The sequence below is a fragment of the Frankia sp. AiPa1 genome (assembly GCF_023243075.1).
Classification (GTDB): Bacteria; Actinomycetota; Actinomycetes; order Frankiales; family Frankiaceae; genus Frankia.
This window is the reverse complement of the sequence record NZ_JALKFZ020000164.1, coordinates 16,684-38,765: the sequence shown is the minus strand read 5'-3', so window position 1 is coordinate 38,765 and position 22,082 is coordinate 16,684. Positions and strand designations below refer to the sequence as shown.

The window sequence follows — 22,082 nt, the reverse complement described above, 5'->3', positions numbered from 1 at the left end:
ACCGTAGCATTTCCAGGCGGTCCGGGGCCGAGTTCTCCACTCACCAGGAAGAGATACTGCCATCACTTGGCAACACCAAACCGAGCCTTTAGCGGCTCCAAAGCGATCCCACAGTCGGTCCATCTACGCTGAATCGCACCCCGAGAAGTGTGCACTTCGCCAGAGCGACATCGAGCTCTGAAGGTTCACGACGAGGAGCGGTCAGCGATGCGCAGTGGATCAACGCAGGAAACGGACGGAACCGGCCCGGCGCCGTTGTACGCCGAGCCGGTAGCGGTGGTCGGGCTGGCCTGCCGACTGCCGTCAGCGCCTGATCCGACGGCGTTCTGGGACCTGCTGCGCTCGGGGCAGGACGCGATCGGCCGCGGCCCGGCCGTGCCCCGCCGGATCGGGGCGACGTCCGCCGCGCACCTGGACGACGTCTACGGCTTCGACCCGGAGTTCTTCGGAATCGCGCCCCGTGAGGCCGCCGAGCTCGACCCGCAGCAGCGCCTGGTCCTGGAGCTCGCCTGGGAGGCGGTCGAGGCCGCCGGGCAGCGGCCCGGGGACCTCGCCGGCAGCCGCACCGGCGTCTTCGTCGGAGCGATCGCCGGTGACCACGCCACCGCGGTGGCGCGGTCCGGCCCGGACACGATCACCCGGCACACGCTGACCGGGCAGAACCGCGGGATCATCGCCAACCGCGTCTCCTACGCCCTGGATCTGCACGGGCCCAGCCTCACGGTCGACGCCGCACAGGCATCGTCCCTGGTCGCGGTGCACCTTGCGGTGGAGAGCCTGCGCCGCGGCGAGTGCGACCTGGCGCTCGCGGGTGGGGTGCAGCTCAACCTGGCGCCCGAGAGCACCGTGGCCGCCGAGCGGTTCGGCGCGCTGTCCGCCGCGGGCCGGTGCTACACCTTCGACGCGCGGGCCGACGGCTATGTGCGCGGCGAGGGCGGCGGGCTGGTCGTGCTCAAGCCGCTCGCCGCCGCGCTGGCGGACGGCGACCGGGTGCACGCGGTGATCCACGGCGGCGCGGTCAACAGCGACGGCGCGACCGACGGGCTGACCCGGCCCAGCCCCGACGCCCAGGCCCGGGTGATCCGCGAGGCGGTGCGGGCGGCGGGCGTCGACCCGGGCGAGATCCAGTACGTGGAGCTGCACGGAACCGGCACGAAGGTGGGCGATCCGATCGAGGCCGCGGCACTGGGCGCGGCCTACGGCGTCGCCCGGCCGGCCGACGCACCGCTGCTGGTCGGCTCGGCGAAGACGTACGTCGGTCATCTCGAGGGGGCCAGCGGCATCGTCGGACTGCTCCGGACCGTGCTGGCGATCGCCCACCGGGAACTGCCCGCCAGCCTGAACTTCGCCCTCCCCAACCCCGACATCGCCTTCGACGAGCTGCGGCTGCGGGTCCACACCGAGCACGGTCCCTGGCCCGTCGCGGACCGCCCGCCTCTGGCCGGCGTCAGCTCGTTCGGGATGGGCGGCACCAACTGCCATCTCATCGTCGGTGCGGCGCCCGACCTGGACCCGGCCCCCGCCTTGGACCCGGCCCCCATCGCGGAACCGGCGGCCACCGCGACGTCGCCGGTGGTGTGGCCGCTGTCGGCCCGCACCGACGCCGCGCTGCGGGCCCAGGCCGGCCGGCTGCACGACCTGCTGGCCGGCCGGCCGGACGCCAGCGCCGCCGACATCGGGTTCTCGCTGGCCACGACCCGCACGTCCTTCGAACGACGGGCGGTCGTCGTGGGTGCCGGGCCCGCGGAGCTGCTCGGCGGGCTGGCCGCGCTGCGCGACGGCGGGCAGGCCGGCGAGCTGGTGACCGGCCTGCCGATCGGCGCGGGCGGGTCGATCGGCGCGGGCAGGCCGGGCGGCGGGGTCGTCCTCGTCCTGCCGGGCCAGGGATCGCAGTGGGCCGGGATGGCGCGCGACCTTCTCGCGACCGCGCCGGTGTTCGCGACGCACATCGCCGCCTGCGCCGACGCGCTCGCGCCGCACGTCGACTGGTCGCTGATCGACGTGCTGTCCGGTGCCGCGGACGCGCCGTCCCTCGACCGGGTGGACGTGGTGCAGCCGGCCCTGTTCGCGGTGATGACCGGGCTCGCGCAGCTGTGGCGCTCCTTCGGGGTCCGTCCGGACGCGGTGATCGGCCACTCCCAGGGCGAGATCGCCGCCGCCTGGGTGGCCGGCGGACTGTCCCTGGCGGACGCCGCGGCGGTCGTCGCCCGGCGCAGCCGCGTGCTCGCGGGGCTGGCCGAGGCCGGGGCGATGGCGTCGGTTCCGCTGCCAGCCGCCACCGTGCTCGACCGGATCGACGCGACGCGGCCGGATGGCGAGAGCGGGCTGCTGGCCGTGGCGGCGATCAACGGCCCCTCGTCCACCGTCGTCGCGGGCGACCCGGCGGCGCTCGACGCCCTGCTCGCGCGGTACACCGCCGAGGGAGTGGACGTCCGCCGCGTTCCGGTCGACTACGCCTCGCATTCCCCGCAGGTGGAGCAGCTACACGACGCGCTACTGGAGCGGCTGAGCCTCGTGCGCCCGCGGGCCACCGAACTCACCTTCTTCTCCACCGTCACCGGAGCGGCCTACGACACCGCCGGCCTGGACGCCGGATACTGGTACACCAACCTGCGCCGGACGGTCCGCTTCGAGGAAGCCGTCCGCGCCGCCCTCGCCGCCGGCCACCGCACGTTCATCGAGGCCAGCCCGCATCCGGTTCTCATCGGCGGCATCCGCGCCACGGCCGAGGCCGTGGGCGTGCCGGTGACGGCGGTCGCCACGCTGCGCCGCGACGACGGCGGGGCACGTCGACTGCTGCGGTCGGTGGCCGAGGCACACGTCGCCGGGGTCGAGGTCGACTGGGCGGTCTCGTTCCCGGCCGGGGCGCGTCGGGTGGCGCTGCCCACCTACCCGTTCCAGCGGCGGCCCTTCATCCTTGGTCTTCCGAACCTCGAAGATCTCCAGAACATCGAGGGCGTCGCCCACGGGGACGCCGAGACGGGCAGGCACATCCGGGACGGCCGGGAAGGCGAGCGGCTACTCGCCTCCACCCGCAACGGGTCCACCTCGCAGACGTCCATCCCCGCGCAGCTGCCCGGGCCGGGCGGGCTGGCGGGGCCGAGCGGGCGGCTGGCAGCAGTGGCGAGAGCCGAAGCGGAGCGGGTGCTGCTCGACGTCATCGGGTCGACCCTGTCGATCGTGCTCGGTCACGCCGCCGGCGGGGTGAACCCCGACCGGACATTCAAGGACCTCGGCTTCGACTCGGTGAGCGCGGTGGAGTTCCGCGACCGGCTGGCGGCGGCGACCGGGGTGGCACTGCCTGGCGCGGTGACCTTCGATCATCCGACCCCGCGCCGCCTCGCCGCCCATCTGCACAGTGCCCTCGCCGGCACCGCCGACACGGCCATGGGCACCGCGGGCGCGCCCGGCCGCGCCGCCGGAACCGGAACCGGAGCCGGGCCCGACGGCGCGGCACAGGGACGGGACGAGCCGATCGCGATCGTGGCGACGGCCGGACGCTGGCCCGGCGACGCCCGCACCCCCGAGGAACTCTGGAACCTGCTCGTCGCGGAGGTGGACGCGGTCGGGCCGTTCCCGACGAACCGGGGCTGGGACCTGGCCGCGCTACACGACCCGGAGCTTCGCCGTCCGGGAACGTCCTACACCCGCGAGGGTGGCTTCCTGTACGACGCGGACACCTTCGACGCCGAGTTCTTCGGGATCTCCCCACGGGAGGCCGCCGCGATGGACCCGCAGCAGCGCCTGCTGCTGGAGACGGCGTGGGAGGCGCTGGAGCGGGCCGGCATCGACCCGACCTCGCTGCGCGGCAGCTCCACCGGGGTGTTCGCCGGCGTCACCCCGCACGATTACGGCACCCGGCTGGCCGACGCACCGGACGGCTACGGCGGTTATGTCCTGACCGGCAGCATGACCTCGGTCGCCTCCGGGCGGGTCGCGTACACGCTGGGGCTGGAGGGACCGGCGGTCACCGTCGACACCGCCTGCTCCTCGTCACTGGTCGCGATCCACCTGGCCGGCCAGGCACTGCGCGGCGGCGAGTGCGACCTCGCGCTCGCCGGCGGCGTGGCCGTCATGCCGACGCCGGGCATGTTCACCGAGTTCTCCCGCCAGCGCGGCCTCGCCCCGGACGGCCGGTGCAAACCGTTCGCCGCCGCCGCCGACGGGACGGCCTGGTCCGAGGGCGTCGGCATGGTGCTGCTCGAGCGGCTCTCCGACGCTCGGCGCCGCGGCCACCAGATCCTCGCCGTCATACGGGGCAGCGCGGTGAACTCCGATGGTGCCTCGAACGGCCTTACCGCGCCGAACGGGCCGTCGCAGCAAAGGGTCATCCGCGCCGCCCTCACCGCCGCCGGCCTCACCCCCACCGACATCGACGCCGTCGAAGCCCACGGCACCGGCACCGCCCTCGGCGACCCCATCGAAGCCCAGGCCATCCTCGCCACCTACGGCCAGAACCGCCCCGACCACCGACCCCTGCACCTCGGCTCGATCAAATCCAACATCGGCCACACCCAGGCCGCCGCCGGCGTCACCGGTGTGATCAAGATGGTCGAGGCGCTGCGGCACGGCCGGCTGCCCAGGTCCCTGCACATCGACGAGCCCTCCCCTCACGTCGACTGGACCACCGGCAACGTCGCCCTGCTCACCGAACCCACCGACTGGCCCACCACCACCACCACCGACGACCGCCCACGCCGCGCCGCCGTCTCAGCCTTCGGCATCAGCGGCACCAACGCCCACCTCATCCTCGAGGTAACGGCTGGCGGCCTCGAGACGGCTGGCGCTGCCGAGACGACGGGCGCTGTGAGCGGCACGCAGCGCGGGCCGGCAGGCGGGAGCGGGCCGGCAGGCGGGAGCGGGCTGGCAGGCGGGAGCGGGCCGGTGCTGCCCTGGGTGCTCAGCGGCCACTCTGAGGCCGCGCTGCGCGCGGTCGCGGGCCGGCTCGTCGAACGGGTCACGACCGCGGCGCAGGCACCGCCGCCCGCCCGACCGTCGGTTGCGGACATCGGGTACGCGCTGGCCACCACCCGGGCGGTACTGGCACATCGGGCAGTCGTGCTCGGCGCCGGCCCCGACGAACAGCTCGACGGAATCCGGGCCGTGGCCGTGGGTGACCCGGCCGCGCAGGTCGTCAGCGGCGTGGCCGACACACCTCCGGGGCGGGTCGCGTTCCTGTTCACCGGGCAGGGCAGCCAGCGGCCCGGGGCCGGCCGGGAGCTGTATTCAACCTTCGGGGTGTTCGCGACGGCGCTCGACGAGGTCGCCGAGTATCTTGACCCGGCGCTCGGCCGGCCGGTACGCGAGCTGCTGTTCGCCGAGCCGGGTTCGGCCGCGGCGGCGGACCTCGACGCGACCGCCTACACCCAGCCGGCGTTGTTCGCCCTTGAGGTGGCGCTCTACCGGCTGGTGGAATCGTTCGGCCTGCGCCCCGACCGGTTCCTTGGGCACTCGGTGGGCGAACTGACCGCCGCGCATCTCTCGGGAGTGCTCGGCCTGCCCGACGCGGCCGCCCTGGTGGCGGCGCGGGGGCGGCTGATGCAGGCGGTCCCCGCCCTGGGCGCGATGGCGGTGCTGGAGGGCACCGAGGCCGAGGTCGCCGCGCTGCTCGCGCACGCCGGGCCGGCCGGGGCGGCGGTGGACCTCGCCGCGGTCAACGGTCCGCGCTCGGTCGTGCTCTCCGGTGACGCCGAGGCGGTCGACGAGCTCTCCCACCGGTGGCAGCAGGAGGGGCGACGGGTGCGCCGGCTGCGGGTCAGCCACGCCTTCCACAGCGCGCACCTGGACCCGGTCCTCGACGAGTACCGCCGGGTGCTGGGCACCCTGGCCCTGCACCCGCCGACGATCCCGATCGTCTCCAACGTCACCGGTCTGGTCGCGACCGACGCCGAGCTGACCGATCCCGACTACTGGGTGCGCCACCTGCGCGGGACCGTCCGCTTCGGTGATGGCATACGCACCCTCGCCGCGCAGGGCGTCACCGCGTTCGTCGAGCTTGGGCCGGACGCGGTGCTCGCGGCGCTGGCCGAACAGACTCTGGCCGAACGCATCCAGGCCGAGCAGACCCCGGGCGAGCAAGCCGATCCGGCACTCGCCGGCGCGCCCGCAACCGCGCCCACGGTCGTCGCATTGCTGCGCGCCAAGCGCCCCGAGACGCGCACGGTCACGGCCGCGCTGGCCCGCCTGCACGTGGAGGGCGCCGTGCCGAGCCTGGACTGGGCGGCGGCGTTCGGCGGCCATCCGGTCCGCCCGACCGCGCTGCCCACCTACCCGTTCCAGCGGCAACGCCACTGGCTGGTGGCTCCTGTACCGGCAGGCGGCGCATCCCGCGCCACGGCCGGCGAGACGAGCGCCGACCACCCGCTGCTGACCGGGTCCGTCGAGCTCGCCGATGGCAGTCTGGCGTTCACCGGAAGCCTGGACCCGGCCGCGCTGCCGTGGCTGGCGGACCATGCGGTAGGAGATCCGGTGACGGGCGCCCTGGTGCTGCTGCCGGGGACCGCGTTCGTCGACCTCGCCCTCACCGCGGGGCTGCGGGCTGGCGCCGGCCGGGTCGAGGAGCTCGTGCTGATCACCCCCCTGGTTCTGTCGACCGAGGGCTCGACCGACCTGCAGGTGCTGGTGGGACCGGCCGAACCGGCTGGCGACGGCCCGCGACGCCCGGTGACGATCTACTCGCGTCCGGCCGACGCACGCCCGGGAGACGGCGAGGCGGGCACGCCGTCTCCGTGGCAGCGCCACGCGACCGGTTCGCTGCGCACCACCGAGACCGCCGCCTCCCTTCGCCTGCCGCAGCCCCGCACACCCGCGACAAGCACGGCCGACGCAGTGACTGCGGGCATCGCAGCGGATGCGACGGACGAGACGGACGAGGCGGGCGCGGTGAGCCAAGCGGGCGCGGCCGGATCAGCGCACGGCGAAGGCCTGTGGCCGCCCCCCGACGCTGTCCCGGTCGACGTCAGCGGCCTCTACCCGCGGCTGAGCGCCGATGGCTATCAGTACGGGCCCGCGTTCCGCGGACTTCGGGCGGCGTGGCGATCGGGCGAGGAGATCCTGGCCGAGGTGCGACTGCCGGCGGCAGCGGAAGGCCCCGGGGGGCAGGCGGGCCGGTTCGCGATCCATCCGGCGTTGTTCGACGCGGCGCTGCACGCGGTCGTCGGGCTGCTGTCACCGGCCACGACGGCACAGGCAGCCACGACACCACAGCCGGCCGCCGCGGCACAGCCAGCTGGCGGAACACCGACACCGCAGCCGACCCCTGGAACGCAGACGCCGCAGCTGGCCGCCGCGGTGGGCGCGGAACAGATCCGTCTGCCCTTCGCCTGGCGTGATGTGACGGGGGCGGCCCGCGGCGCCACCGAGCTGCGGGTCCGGGTCTGCCCGGTCGGCGCGGACACGGTCACGCTCACCCTGACCGACCCGAACGACACACCCGTCGCCACGGTCGGCGGTCTGACCCTGCGCCCGGTGGCCACCCAGACGCTCGTCGAGGCCGGGCTTCGGGCCGTGGCGCCGCGCGCCACGGCCGGGAACGGGTTGTTCCGGCTGGAATGGCCGGTGCTGGACGCTCCCGCCGACGAGACGGCGCCCCAGACATCCGACGCCGCGGATCGCCCGGCGAGGAATGCCCTGGCCGGCATCGTCGATGTCGTCGGCGATGCCACCGCGAATGTCGCTTTCGATGTCGCCGCCGATGTCACTCGGGCTGTCGCCGCCGATGCCGTGGAGATCTCCGGCCTGGACGCGTTGCGAGCGGTGCTGGATGCCGACGGCTCGCTGCCCCGGCTGATCGTCCATCGGCTTTCGGGCGGGCAGGGGTCGCGGCTGCCCGAGCCGGGGGTGGTGCCGGCGACGCACACGGCTCTCGCGGCGGCCCTGCGCCTGCTGCGCGACTGGCTGACCGACGACCGGTTCGCCGCGTCCCGTCTGGTCCTCGTGACCGAACGGGCCATCGCCGCAGGTCCCGGCGAGGACGTCCTGGACCTGGCTGCGGCGGGGGTGTGGGGTCTGGTCCGCAGCGCCCGCGCGGAGCATCCCGGCCGGCTTGCGCTGCTCGACCTCGACCTCGACCTCAACCGCGACCTCGACCGCGACCTCGGCTCGTCACCGGCTGTGGCCCGTGCGCTGGCCCTGCTGGGCGCCCAGGAGGCGGAGCACAGCGAGCTGGCGGTGCGCGACGGGGAGATCCGCCATCCACGGCTTGTTCCGGTTGACGGCTCCCCCGGTGACGCGTCCACCCCCGCCGGCGCCCTGGCGCCGCCGGCGGGGGTGGACGCCTGGCGGCTCGACGTCACCGCAGCCGGCTCCCTGGACAACCTGGCGCTGCTGCCCGAACCGGACGCCCACCGGCGGCTGGGTCCACGCGAGGTGCGGGTCGCCCTGCGCGCGGCAGGCCTGAACTTCCGCGACGTGCTGATCAGCCTGGGCATGTACCCGGGCGGGGCACGCATCGGCGCGGAGGGTGCCGGCGTCGTCGTCGAGATCGGGACGGCGGTGCGGGACCTCGCGCCCGGCGACCGGGTGATGGGTCTGATCCAGGGCACCCTCGGCCCGCTGGCGGTGACCGACCGCCGGCTGCTGACCGTGATCCCGCCTGGCTGGACGTTCGGCCAGGCGGCGGGCACACCAGTCGCGTTCCTCACGGCATATCACGGCCTGGTGGGGCTGGCCGGGCTTCGGGCCGGCGAGAGAGTACTCATCCACGCCGCCACCGGCGGGGTCGGGCAGGCGGCCGTCCAGCTTGCCCGGCAGCGGGGGGCCGAGGTGTTCGGGACGGCGAGCCCGGCGAAGTGGCCGGTCCTGCGGGACCACGGCCTCGACGACGCCCACATCGCGTCCTCGCGGACCCTGGAGTTCGCCGACACCGTCCGCGCCGCGACCGGCGGGCGCGGGGTCGACGTGGTACTCAACGCCCTGGCCGGGGACTTCACCGACGCCTCGCTGCGGCTGCTGACGACCGGCGGGCGCTTCATCGAGATGGGCAAGACCGACCAGCGCGATCCGGCCACGGTCGCAGCCGAGCACCCCGGCACCACCTACCAGGCGTTCGACCTGTTCGACGTGGATCCCGAGCGGGTCGGCGCGATGCTCGCCGACCTCACCGACCTGTTCGCCACCGGCGCGCTCACGCCCCTGCCGACAGCGAGCTTCGACGTCCGGCACGCCGGTCAGGCGTTGCGCCAGCTCAGCCTGGCCCGACACACCGGCAAACTCGTGCTCACCTTGCCGCGGCCGCTCGACCCGACGGGCACAGTGCTGGTCACCGGCGGGACGGGCAGCCTCGGCGCGCTCGCCGCTCGCCGGCTGGTCTCCCACCACGGGGTGCGGCACCTGCTGCTGGCCAGTCGCCGCGGCCCCGACGCGCCGGGCGCCGGGGAACTGGCCACCCAGCTGCTCGCGGCGGGCGCGGATGTCACGGTCCTCGCGGCCGACGTCAGCGAGCCGAGCGACGTGCGGCGCCTGCTCGCGGCCGTGCCCGCGGACCATCCGCTCACCGCGGTCGTGCACACCGGCGGCGTGCTCGCCGACGCCGTACTGACCTCCCTCGACCCGGCCACGCTGCACACCGTCCTGCGGCCGAAGGTGGATGGCGCGTGGCAGCTCCACGTGGCGACCGAGGGGCTGGACCTCGCCGCGTTCGTGCTGTTCTCCTCGGTCACCGGCCTGCTCGGATCCGCCGGCCAGGCCAACTACACCGCGGCGAACACGTTCCTCGACGCCCTGGCCCAGCACCGGCGCGCGGCCGGCCTGCCCGCCGTCTCGCTGGCCTGGGGGCACTGGGCCGAGGCGGGTGGGATGGCCGGGCACCTGTCCGCGGCCGACCAGGCCCGCATGGCCCGGGCCGGCATCGCGCCGATGTCCACCGCCGAGGGTCTCGCGCTGTTCGACCGCGTCCTGGATGCCGGCGTCGTCCCTGCTGCCGGTGCCGAGGCGCTGCTCATCCCGGCGCGGCTGCGGCCCCCCGACCGCAGCGGGACGGGGGGACCTGCCACCAGCCCGCTGTGGGACGGGCTGCGCGCCGCAGCCCTGCGTGGTGCGGCGCCAGGTTCCGGGCCGCGCACCAGCCACGATGACGGGCTGGGGGCAGCCGGCACGCCGGCCACGGGCAACGGCGCACCGGCGCGGAACCGGGCGGACGCGCTGGTCGAGCGACTGCGCGGGCGACCCGCCGAGGAGCAGCACCGCAGCCTGCTGACGCTGGTGCGCACCACCGCGGCCGAGATCCTCGGGCACACCTCGGCCGCGGCGATCCGTCCCGACCGGGGATTCCTGGAGTCCGCGTTCGACTCGCTGAGCGCGATCGAGCTGCGCAACCGGCTGACCAGGGAGACCGGCACGCACCTGTCGACCACCCTGCTGTTCGACCATCCGACACCAACGCTGCTCGCCACCCATCTGCGGGACACCCTTTTTCCCGCGGCGCTTCCCGCGGCATCCACCGCTACGCCCGACACCCCGGCGGCAGCCACGTTCCTCCCGACAACCGCACCCAGGACCACGACCGACGGTCCGGCCCAGATGACGGTCGACGGTTTCCCGATCGCGCTCGACGACGCCGACAGCGTCGACGACACCGACGGGTTCAGCGCGCAGATCAGCAGCGCCGACGATGACGAGATCTTCGACCTCATCGACCGCGAGCTGGGGCTGGCATGACCCGCCGTCCCGCGCCCTGCCCCGCCCCCGCGTCACCTCCCTCCGCGACCCTTGCCAGCGCGTCCGCTGTGCCCGCGTCCTTTGCCCCCGCGTCCCGAGAAGGCTGAGCAATGGCGAACGAACAGAAGCTTCGCGAATACCTCAACCGGGTCGCCGCGGACCTGCACCAGACCCGCGCACGGCTGCGGGAGACCGAGGCTTCCCGGCGGGAACCGATCGCGATCGTCGGGATCGGCTGCCGCTATCCGGGCGCCGTGAGCTCACCCGAGCAGCTGTGGGAACTCGTCGACGGCGAACGGGACGCGATCACCCCCTTCCCCACCAACCGCGGCTGGGATGTCGACGGCCTCTATGACGCCGACCCCGACCGGGTCGGCCACACCTACGCCCGCGAGGGCGGCTTCCTGCACGACGCGGACACCTTCGACGCCGAGTTCTTCGGGATCTCCCCACGGGAGGCGCTCGCCATCGACCCGCAGCAGCGCCTGCTGCTGGAGACAGCGTGGGAGGCGCTGGAGCGGGCCGGCATCGACCCGACCTCGCTGCGCGGCAGCTCCACCGGGGTGTTCGCCGGCGTCACCCCGCACGATTACGGCACCCGGCTGGCCGACGCACCGGACGGCTACGGCGGTTATGTCCTGACCGGCAGCATGACCTCGGTCGCCTCCGGGCGGGTCGCGTACACGCTGGGGCTGGAGGGACCGGCGGTCACCGTCGACACCGCCTGCTCCTCGTCACTGGTCGCGATCCACCTGGCCGGCCAGGCACTGCGCGCCGGCGAGTGCGACCTCGCGCTCGCCGGCGGGGTCACCGTCATGTCCTCCCCTGGCATGTTCGTCGAGTTCTCCCGCCAGCGCGGCCTCGCCCCGGACGGCCGATGCAAGCCGTTCGCCGCCGCCGCCGACGGGACGGCCTGGGGAGAGGGCGCGGGCCTGCTCGTGCTGGAACGGCTCTCCGACGCCCACCGGCGCGGGCACCGGGTCCTCGCCCTGATCCGCGGCAGCGCGGTGAACTCGGACGGGCAGTCCAGCCAGCTCACCGCGCCGAACGGGCCGTCGCAGCAAAGGGTCATCCGCGCCGCCCTCACCGCCGCCGGACTCACCCCCACCGACATCGACGCCGTCGAAGCCCACGGCACCGGCACCGCCCTCGGCGACCCCATCGAAGCCCAGGCCATCCTCGCCACCTACGGCCAGAACCGCCCCGACCACCGACCCCTGCACCTCGGCTCGATCAAATCCAACATCGGCCACACCCAGGCCGCCGCCGGCGTCGCCGGCATCATCAAGCTGATCAGCGCGATGGACCACGGCCGACTGCCCCGAACGCTGCACCTCGACGCGCCCAGCCCCCACGTCGACTGGACCACCGGCAACGTCGCCCTGCTCACCGAACCCACCGACTGGCCCACCACCGCCGACGACCGCCCACGCCGCGCCGCCGTCTCAGCCTTCGGCATCAGCGGCACCAACGCCCACCTCATCCTCGAACACCCCACCCCCACCCCCAGGGGCACCGGCACCGGCACCGGCACCCCCGCCATCCCGCCAACGCTGCCGCCGGCAGCGTCCGGGGAGCGGGAGGGGACGCTCGGGCTGGGCGGGTCGACGGTGCTGCCGTGGGTGGTCTCGGCACGGACGGCGGACGCGCTGCGGGCGCAGGCGGCGCGGCTCGGCGCGTTCGTCGAGGCCCGTCCTGGCCTCGACCTGGGCGACATCGGGTACTCGCTCACCGCCCGCCGGGCAGCGCTTGAGCACCGGGCGGTGATCGTCGCCGAAGACCTGCCGGGTTTCCGGGCCGGGCTGGCCACGCTGGCCGGCCCCGACGCACCGACCGCGCCGAGCGGTGCGAGCGGTGCGCGGATCGTGCGCGGCGTCGCCGACACCAGCGCGACCACCGTGTTCGTCTTCCCCGGGCAGGGCAGTCAGTGGCCGGGGATGGCCCGCGGGCTGCTCGCCGCAAGCCCCGTCTTCGCCGAGCACCTCGCGGCCGTCGCCGCCGCGCTGCGGCCGCACACCGACTGGGATCTGTTCGACGTCCTGCGGGACGAGCCGGGCGCGCCACCCCTCGACCGGGACGATATCGTCCAACCCGCCCTGTTCGCGGTCTTCGTCGCCTTGGCGCGGCTCTGGCAGCACCACGGCGTTCACCCAAAGGCCGTCGTCGGCCACAGCCAGGGCGAGATCGCCGCCGCGCACATCGCCGGCGCCCTCAGCCTCGAGGACGCCGCCCGCATCGTCGCCCTGCGCGGCCGGGTCCTGAACACCATCCCGGCCGGGAGCGGTCTGGTGTCGGTGCGGCTGTCCGCCGAGGAGTTGCAGACCCGGCTGGCCCGGTTCCGCGACGGCGCGGGTGGCCTGCACATCGCCGTGCGCAACAGCCCGACGAGCACCGCGGTCGCCGGGGGCCAGGCGGTGCTCGAGGCGTTCACCGCGGAGCTGCGCGCCGAGGGGATCAGCACCCGTCGGATACCGATCAGCTATGCCTCGCATTCGCCCCACGTCGAGGCGGTCCGCGACGAGGTGTTCGCCGCCCTGGGGGAGATCAACCCACGACCGGCCGACATCCCGATCCTTTCCACCGTCACCGCCGACTGGGTCGACGCCGCCGAGCTGACCGCTGACTACTGGTACGCCAACCTGCGCCAGCCGGTCCAGTTCGAACCCGCCGTCCGCGCCCTGCTCGATGCCGGCCACGACCTGTTCCTCGAGATCAGCCCGCACCCCATCCTCACGGCGGCAGTCACCGAGATCGCCGAGAGCGTTCCCGAGCTCGCTGGCCCGGTCGCCGTGGTGGAGTCACTGCGGCGCGGGGAGGACGGCCTCACCACCTTCCTCACGTCGCTGGCCCAGGCGCACGTCCGCGGTGCCCGGTTCGACGCCGCCGTCACCTGCATGCCACGCGCCGGCGGGCACATCGACCTGCCCACCTACGCGTTCACCCGCCGCCGGTTCTGGCTGGAAGGCTCGTCCACCGCAGCCGGGGACGTCAGCGGGCTGGGGCTGCACCCGGCGGGCCACCCGCTGCTCGCGACGACGCTGCGACTCGCGGACGCGGACGGATCGGTCCTGACCGGGCTGATTTCGCTGCGCACCCACCCATGGCTCGCCGACCATGTCGTCTTCGGCTCCGTGGTCGTGCCCGGAACGGCGCTGGTGGAGCTCGCGGTCCGGGCCGGCGACGAGGCCGGGGCCGATGTCCTCGAGGAGCTGGTCATCGAGGCGCCGCTGATCCTGCCGGAGCGCGGCGGGGCCCAGGTGCAGGTCCGCGTCGGTGCCGCGGACCGGAGCGGGCGCCATCCGGTGAGCGTGCACTCCCGGCTCACCCACCCGTGGCACGCCGATGGCCACCCGGACGGGGACGGGAACCCGGACGTGTCGGAGGCGGACTGGACCCGCCACGCCCACGGTGTGCTGCTCGACTCCGACCCGGGGTCCGGGTCCCAGCACAGCCCCCAGCTCGGGACCCAACACGGCTCCCAGCTCGAGGCCCATCTCGGGGCCCAGTCCGGATCGTCGGCGCAGCCGTCGGCCGAGTCGCCGGCTGCGTCGCCGGCACCGATCGGGGTGCACGAGGAGACCTGGGCCGGAGTCTCCCCGGCCGGCGTGTGGCCGCCCGAGGGTGCGGTCGCGCTGACCACCGACGCCCTGTACGACCGGTTCGCCGCCACCGGGCTCAGCTATGGGCCGGCCTTCCATGGGCTGCGGGCCGCCTGGCGGCACGGCGAGGACCTGTTCGCCGAGGTCAGCCTGCCCGCCGACACCGCGGGCGACGCCGGCGCCTTCGGCCTGCATCCCGCCCTGCTCGACGCCGCCCTGCACCTCATCGGCCTGCCCGCCATCCACCAGCACGATGCCCACCAGCACGACGGAGACCAGCACGACGCCGGACAGCATGACGCCGGACGGGCGGCTGCCAACCAGAACGGCCGGCAGGTTGCCGGCGTGACCGTCGCCCGGTTGCCGTTCGTCTGGCGCGCAGTGCGCCTGCACGCCACCGGCGCGGCGACACTGCGGGTTCGGCTACGGGTCACCGGCTCGGACAGCTCCGGGCCGGACCGGATCTCCCTGGTCGGCTGGGACACGGCCGGCACACCGGTGATCTCCGTCGCTGAGCTGGCACTGCGCCCGGTGAGCTTCGACCAGATCCAGGCGGCCGGAACCGGTAGCCCGGACGCCCTGTTCGCGTTGTCCTGGCCGCCCCTGAACGCTGCCGTGCCGGCGGCCGGAACCGCGGCGGCCAGCCCGGACGGATCGGGCCGGGGCCGATGGGCGCTGGTGGGCGTGCCGGGCGGTGACCAACGAGATCTCCTCGAAGCCGCCCTCCGCGCCGGCGATCACGACGTGGACGTCGTCGCCGACCTCGCCGACCTCGCGGCCCGCGTCGACGCGGGCTCCGAAGCGCCGAGTCTGGTGCTCGTCGCGCCCCTGGCCGGGTCGACCGGGCCGACCGGGCCGGCGCGGCTACCGGAGCCACCGGCGCGAGCACGGGCGGTTCTGACCGAATCCCTCGGTCTCCTCCAGGCCTGGCTCGCCGATCCCCGCTTCGCCGACTCGACCCTCGCGGTCGTGACCTCGGGGGCGGTCAGTGTGGCGGGCGAGGACGTCGACCTGGCCGCCGCGCCGCTGTGGGGTCTCGTCCGCACCGCCCAGAGCGAGAACCCCGACCGAATCCTGCTCGTCGACCTCGACGAGGAGCAGGCATCCGCCGACGCGCTGCCCGACCTGCTCGCCACCGCCCTCGCCACCGACGAGCCCCAGCTCGCCGTCCGCGCCGGCACCGCCCACACCCCGCGCCTGACCCGGGCGGCCGGGGACCGCGGGGTTGACGGCCCGACCTACGCCAACCGCGCGGGGGGGTGGGGGATCGACTCGGACGGCACCGTGCTCGTGACCGGCGGCCTGGGTACCCTCGGCCGCCACCTCGCCCGCCACCTCGTCTCCCGACACGGCGTCCGTCACCTGCACCTGACCAGCCGCCAAGGCCCCCAGCACGATGCGGCCCGCGCGCTGCACGCGGAGCTCGCGGCCCTCGGCGCGACCGTCACCATCACCGCGACCGACATCACCGACCGCGACGAGCTCGCCGCGTTGCTCGCCGCCATCCCGCCCGCGCACCCGCTCACCGCCGTCATCCACACCGCCGGTGTCCTCGACGACACCACTCTCACCACGCTCACGCCCGACCGGCTGGCACCCGTCCTCGCTCCCAAGATCGACGGCGCCTGGAACCTGCACGAAGCCACCCGCGACCTCACCACCGTGCGCGCCTTCATCCTCTACAGCTCCCTGGCCGGCCTCACCGGCAACGCCGGCCAAGCCAACTACGCCGCCGCCAACACCTTCCTCGACGCCCTCGCCCACCACCGCCACACCCACCACCTCCCCGCCACAAGCCTCGCCTGGGGCCTCTGGCACGACACCAGCACCCTCACCGCCGCCCTCGGCGACACCGACCGGGCGCGCCTTGCCCGCACGGGCATCCGTGCTCTGACCACCGAGCAGGGCCTCGCCCTGTTCGACAGCGCCGCGCGGCGCGCCGAGGCCGTCCTCGCCGCCGTGCCCCTGGACCTCGCCGCCGTCCGGGCCCGCGCGGCCGAGCACGGGATTCCCCCGCTGCTGCGCGTCCTCGTCCGCCCGGTTCGACGCGCGGCGGCCACGGCCGGGGCGGCAGGGGCCGCGGACCCGGCCTCGGCCCTGTCCGGGTCGGACCTCGCCGGGCGGCTCGCGGGCCTGGACGCCGACGACCGGTATGCCGCTGTCCTCGCCTTCGTACGTGCCGAACTCGCCGCGGTCCTGGGCAGCGCCGCGGACGAGAGCATCGCCGAGGACCGGGCCTTCAGCACCGTCGGCCTGGATTCGCTGACCGCGATCGAGCTGCGCAACCGGCTGAACGCGGCCACCGGCCTGCGGCTGCCCGCCACCCTGACCTTCGACCATCCCAACCTGGGCGCGCTCGCCCGCCTGCTCGACCACAGCCTCGCCGACACCGCGACCGCCACGGGCGGCCACCGCGCCGCCCAGGACGACCGCGCTGCCCAGGACGACCGCGCTGCCCAGGACGACCGTGCCGCCAAGAACGGCCGCGCTGGCAGGAACGGCCGCGCTGGCAGGAACGGCCGTGCTGCCAGGAACGCACCCGGCGCCGCCGCCAGCACCACCGGCGAGGCCGGCGGCTCCGGCGCACCGGGGACCGACGACGACCTGATCGCGATCGTCGGGATGGCCTGCCGGCTACCCGGCGGCGTCAGCACCCCGGAGCAGCTCTGGGAGCTGGTCGTGTCCGGAACAGACGCGATCTCCACGTTCCCGACCAACCGTGGCTGGGACCTCGTCGGCCTGTACGACCCGGACCCGGACGCGAGCGGCCACTCCTACACCCGCCACGGCGGCTTCCTGCACGACGCCGCCGACTTCGACGCCGAGTTCTTCGGCATCACGCCGCGCGAGGCGCTGGCCACCGATCCGCAGCAGCGTCTGCTGCTGGAGACCGCCTGGGAGGCCATCGAACGCGCCGGCATCGACCCCACCGACCTGCGCGGCTCCACCACCGGCGTCTACGTCGGCGTGATGTACCACGACTACGGGACGAAGCTGCGCGCCGTTCCACCGGACCTGGAGGGATATCTGGGGACCGGGGTGGCCGGCAGCGTCGCGTCCGGCCGGGTCGCGTACACGTTCGGCTTCGAGGGCCCGGCGGTCACCATCGACACGGCGTGCTCGTCCTCGCTGGTCGCCGTGCACCTCGCCGCGGCGGCCCTGCGCAGCGGCGAAGCCGACCTGGCGCTGGCCGGCGGCGTCGCGGTGATGGCCACGCCCACCGAGTTCGTGGAGTTCTCCCGCCAGCGGGGCCTGGCCCCCGACGGCCGGTGCAAGGCCTTCTCCGCCCACGCCGATGGCACCGGCTGGGCCGAGGGCGCCAGCATGCTCCTGCTGGAGCGCCTCGGTGACGCCCGGGCCCGCAACCATCCGATCCTCGCCGTCGTGCGGGGCAGTGCCGTGAACCAGGATGGCGCCTCCAACGGCCTGACCGCTCCGAACGGGCCCGCCCAGCAGCGTGTCATCCGCACCGCGCTGGCCGACTCCGGGCTCGGGGCGGCCGACGTCGACGCGGTCGAGGCGCACGGCACCGGCACGCCGCTCGGCGACCCGATCGAGGCGCAGGCCATCCTCGCCACCTACGGCCAGGACCGGCCCGCCGATCAGCCGGTCTGGCTGGGCAGCCTCAAGTCCAACATCGGCCACACCCAGGCCGCCGCCGGCACCGCCGGCATCATCAAGACCGTCCTCGCTCTGCACCACGCCACCCTGCCGTCGACGCTGCACGCCGACGTGCCGACTCCGCACGTGGACTGGTCCGACGGCGCGGTCACGCTGCTCACCGAGAACCAGCCATGGCCACAGACCGGCCGCCCCCGGCGCGCCGCCGTGTCCTCCTTCGGGATCAGCGGCACCAACGCCCATGTCATCCTCGAGCAGGCTCCCGACCACTCCGGGTCGGACGAGCTCGACGCGGACGTTCCCGTCCCGGCGGCGCAGCCGTCGCAGCCGTCGCAGCCGTCGCCCGGCGATCTGGTGGCGGCACCGGTTCTGGTGCCGCTGTCGGCCAGGTCCGGGCCGGCGCTGCGCGGACAGGCCCGGCGGCTGGCCATACACCTGCGTGCGGTGACCGAGGGGACCTCGGGACGCCTCGCCGTCGAACGGCTCGCGCAGGCCCTGGCGACCCGGACCGCCTTCGCCCACCGCGCGGTCGCCCTCGCGTCCGACGAGGCCAGTCTGCTCGACACGCTCGACGCGCTCGCGCAGGGACAGCCTTCGGCCGGGGTGGTCACCGGCGCCGTCGTCGGGTCCGGCGGGCCGCTGGCGTTCCTGTTCTCCGGTCAGGGCAGCCAGTACCCCGGCATGGGCCACGGCCTGTACACCACGCATCCCGTCTACACCGCGGCCCTGGACGAGGTCGCCGCCGCGTTCGATCCGCATCTCGACCGGCCGCTGCTGTCGGTCCTGCACGCCGACCCACACGGCCCCGACGCCGCTCTCATCCACCAGACCGCCTGGACCCAGCCGACCCTGTTCGCCTTCCAGGTCGCGCTGCACCGCACCCTGGCCTTCCACGGCATCGCCCCGGACTACCTGATCGGCCACAGCCTGGGCGAGATCACCGCCGCCCACCTCGCCGGTGTCCTGGCACTGCCCGACGCGGCCCTGCTCGTCGCCACCCGCGCCCGGCTGCTCGGCTCGCTACCGGACGGCGGGGCCATGCTCAGCGTCCACGCCGACGAACCCACCACCCGCGCGCTCCTCGACGACCATCCCTGGCTCGACGGCATCGGCGCGGTGGACATCGCCGCGCTCAACAGCCCCACGAACACCGTGCTCGCCGGGCCCCGGACCACGCTGGACGCCCTCGCCGACGCCGCTACCGCCCGCGGGCTGCGCACCCGTCACCTGACCGTCAGCCACGCGTTCCACAGCCCGCTGACCGAGCCCATCCTCGACGATTTCCTTGCGACCGCGGGCTCGGTCACCTACCACGCCCCCACCATCCCGATCATCTCCAACCTCACCGGCGCGCTCGCCACCCCCGAGCAGCTCACCTCGCCGGGTTACTGGATCCGCCACGTGCGGCACACCGTCCGGTTCGCCGCAGGCGTCACCACCCTCGCCGAGCTCGGCGTCACCACCTACCTCGAACTCGGCCCCGACACCACCCTCACCACCCTCACCACCCAGACCCTCGCCAGCCGGGACGACGCCACCAGGGACAGCACCGGCGGGGACAGCACCGGCAGTCGCCGCGGTGGGGCGACGGTCATTCCCACGCTGCGCCGCCGCCATCCGTCCGCCGTCACGCTCGCCACCGCGCTCGCCACCCTGCACGTCCACGGTCACACCCCGACGAGCACCACTCTCACGCCGTCGGCGGACGACCAGAGCGGCCCGCGGGACCAGGGCGACGCCGCTGGGCGTGACCGTTTCGGGCTGCATCCCCGCCACCTCGCCGCCACGCTGCCCACCTACGCGTTCCAGCGGCAGCGCTACTGGCTGGAGGACCGGCCGGAGGTTCCCGCGCTGCCCGCACCACCGGCGGCGGCGAGCCCGTCGGAAGCGGTCGGCGCCGAGTTCTGGGCCGCCGTCGGACGCGCGGACGCCGCGACGCTCGCCGGCACGCTGGGGATCTCCGATCCGGGCGACCAGACCGCGCTCGCCACCGTGCTGCCGGCGCTGGGCTCGTGGTGGAACCGCCGGGTCGTCGACACGACCGCGAACTCCTGGCGCTACCGGCTCACCTGGCGACCGGTGCCCCTCGACGCCCCGGACCCGGATGAGGCTGCCGCGGCCTTTCGGCGCCCCGATGCCGACGCCCCCCGACGCGCCGGCTCCTGGCTGGTGGTGGTGCCCGCGCGGCACCGCGACCACCCGCGGGTCGACCTCGCCCGCCAGGCGCTGACGCACGAGGATGTCGAGGTCCGCATCCTGGCGGTGGACCCGTCCGCCGCCGACCGCGCCAGTCTCGCCGCCGAACTCGGCCGTCTGGCACCGGGCGCGCACGAGGGGCACGCAGCACAGCGGGTGCCGGGGGCGCCCGAACCCGCGGGCGAGCCGCTCGCGGGGGTGCTTTCGCTGCTCTCCCTCGATGACACGCCGCTCCCGCAGGCCCCGTCGACCCCGTCCGGGTTCGCGGCGACCGTCGCGCTGCTGCAGGCCCTGCTCGATGTCGGCCACGGTTCCGGCCCAGGTTCCGGCCCAGGTTCCGGCCTGGCCGTGCCGCTGTGGGTCGTGACCGGCGCGGCCGTGGCCGCCTCCGCCGCGGACACGGTCATCCGGCCCGCCGAGGCGCTGCTGTGGGGATTCGGCGCGATCGCGGCGGTGGAGCATCCGGACCAGTGGGGCGGCCTGGTCGATCTGCCCGAGCAGCCCGGCCCGCACACCGCCGACCAGCTCGCCGCGGCCCTGCGCGGCGAGACCGGCGAGTCGGAGCTGGCCATCCGTCCCAGTGGGCTCCTGGCCCGCCGGCTGGAGCCCGCCGCTGAGCCGGCATCCCCGGGAACACCGTCGGCGGAAACGGAGCCCCGGAGCTGGGCGCCGCGCGGCACTGTGCTCGTCACCGGCGGCACGGGGGCGCTCGGCCAGCATGTCGCCCGGTGGCTCGCGCAGGCCGGCACACCGCACCTGCTGCTGACCAGCCGACGTGGACCCGAGGCGCCGGGCGCCGCCGAGCTCACCGCGCAGCTGGAGGAACTGGGCGCCCAGGTGACGATCGCGGCCGTCGACGTCGCGGACCGCGACGCGCTCTCCCGGCTGCTCGACGGGCTCCCGCCGCGGCTGCCCCTGCGCGCGGTCGTGCACACCGCGGCCGTGGTCGAGGACGGCCTGCTCGCCGAGCTGACGCCGGCGCAGATCGACGCCGTGCTGCGCGTCAAGGTGGACGGTGCCCGCAACCTGCACGAGCTGACCGCCGGCACCGACCTGGACGCGTTCGTGCTGTTCTCCTCGATCGCCGGATCCGCGGGTGTCCCGGGCCAGGGCAACTACGCACCGGGCAACGCCTACCTGGACGCCCTCGCCCATCACCGCCGGGCTGCCGGCCTGCCCGGCACCTCGATCGCCTGGGGGCAGTGGACCGGCGAAGGCCTCGCGGACGAAGCCGCCCAGCGGACCCTCGCCCGCTACGGCCTGCGCGGGATGGACCCCGAGCCGGCGCTGCGCGCGCTGGCCGGCGCGCTGGACCACGACGAGACGCACCTCGCCGTCCTCGACGCCGACTGGTCGGCGTTCTACCGGGCACGCCCGCATCCGCTGGTCCACGACCTGCCTGTCGTGGCCGCGGAACGGGCCGCGCAGGCCGCACGGGCAGCCACCGTTGGAACGGACGGCGCCGGGACGGCCCGACCGGACCTCGCCGCCCGGCTCGCCGGACTGGATGGCACGCAGCGCCGGGTGGAGCTACTGACCCTCGTGCGCGGCCACGTCGCGGCGGTGCAGGGACTGGCCCGACCGGACCAGGTCGACGTCGACCGCGGGTTCCGCGACCAGGGGTTCGACTCGCTCGCCGCCGTGAACCTGCGCAACCTGCTGATCGGGGAGACCGGGCTGCCCCTGCCGGTCAGCCTGATCTTCGACTATCCGTCCGCGTCGGCCCTGACGGACTTCCTGCTCGACGAGCTGGTCCCGGCCGAACCGACCGGCCTGTCCGTGGTGCTCACCGAGATCGACCGGCTGGAAGTGGCGCTCGACGCCGCTCTGGTCACCGGACCGGACCGGTCCGCGGCGGTGGACCGGCTGCAGGACCTGCTCGCCCGGTTGCGCACCCCCGCGGACGCGCCGGCCGAACCGGCGGTGGCCGCGGAGCTCTCCGACGCCTCCGACGCCGAACTCATCGACTTCATCGGCAAGACCCTCGGCATCTCCTGACCCTCGCCGACG

Annotated in this window: 2 protein-coding genes; both read left to right on the top strand. The window is 74.8% G+C overall.

What is annotated here, in order from left to right; genetic code table 11:
- Positions 1 to 207 precede the first annotated feature (207 nt).
- A complete protein-coding gene (locus MXD95_RS19115) occupies positions 208 to 10,656 on the top strand; it encodes a type I polyketide synthase (RefSeq protein ID WP_250642031.1) in 10,449 nt (3,482 codons plus the stop codon).
- Positions 10,657 to 10,766: 110 nt separating this feature from the next.
- Positions 10,767 to 22,070 carry a type I polyketide synthase gene (locus MXD95_RS28610; RefSeq protein WP_285223679.1) on the top strand — a complete coding sequence of 3,768 codons (11,304 nt, stop codon included), beginning with the start codon at positions 10,767 to 10,769 and terminating at the stop codon, positions 22,068 to 22,070.
- Positions 22,071 to 22,082: the final 12 nt, after the last annotated feature.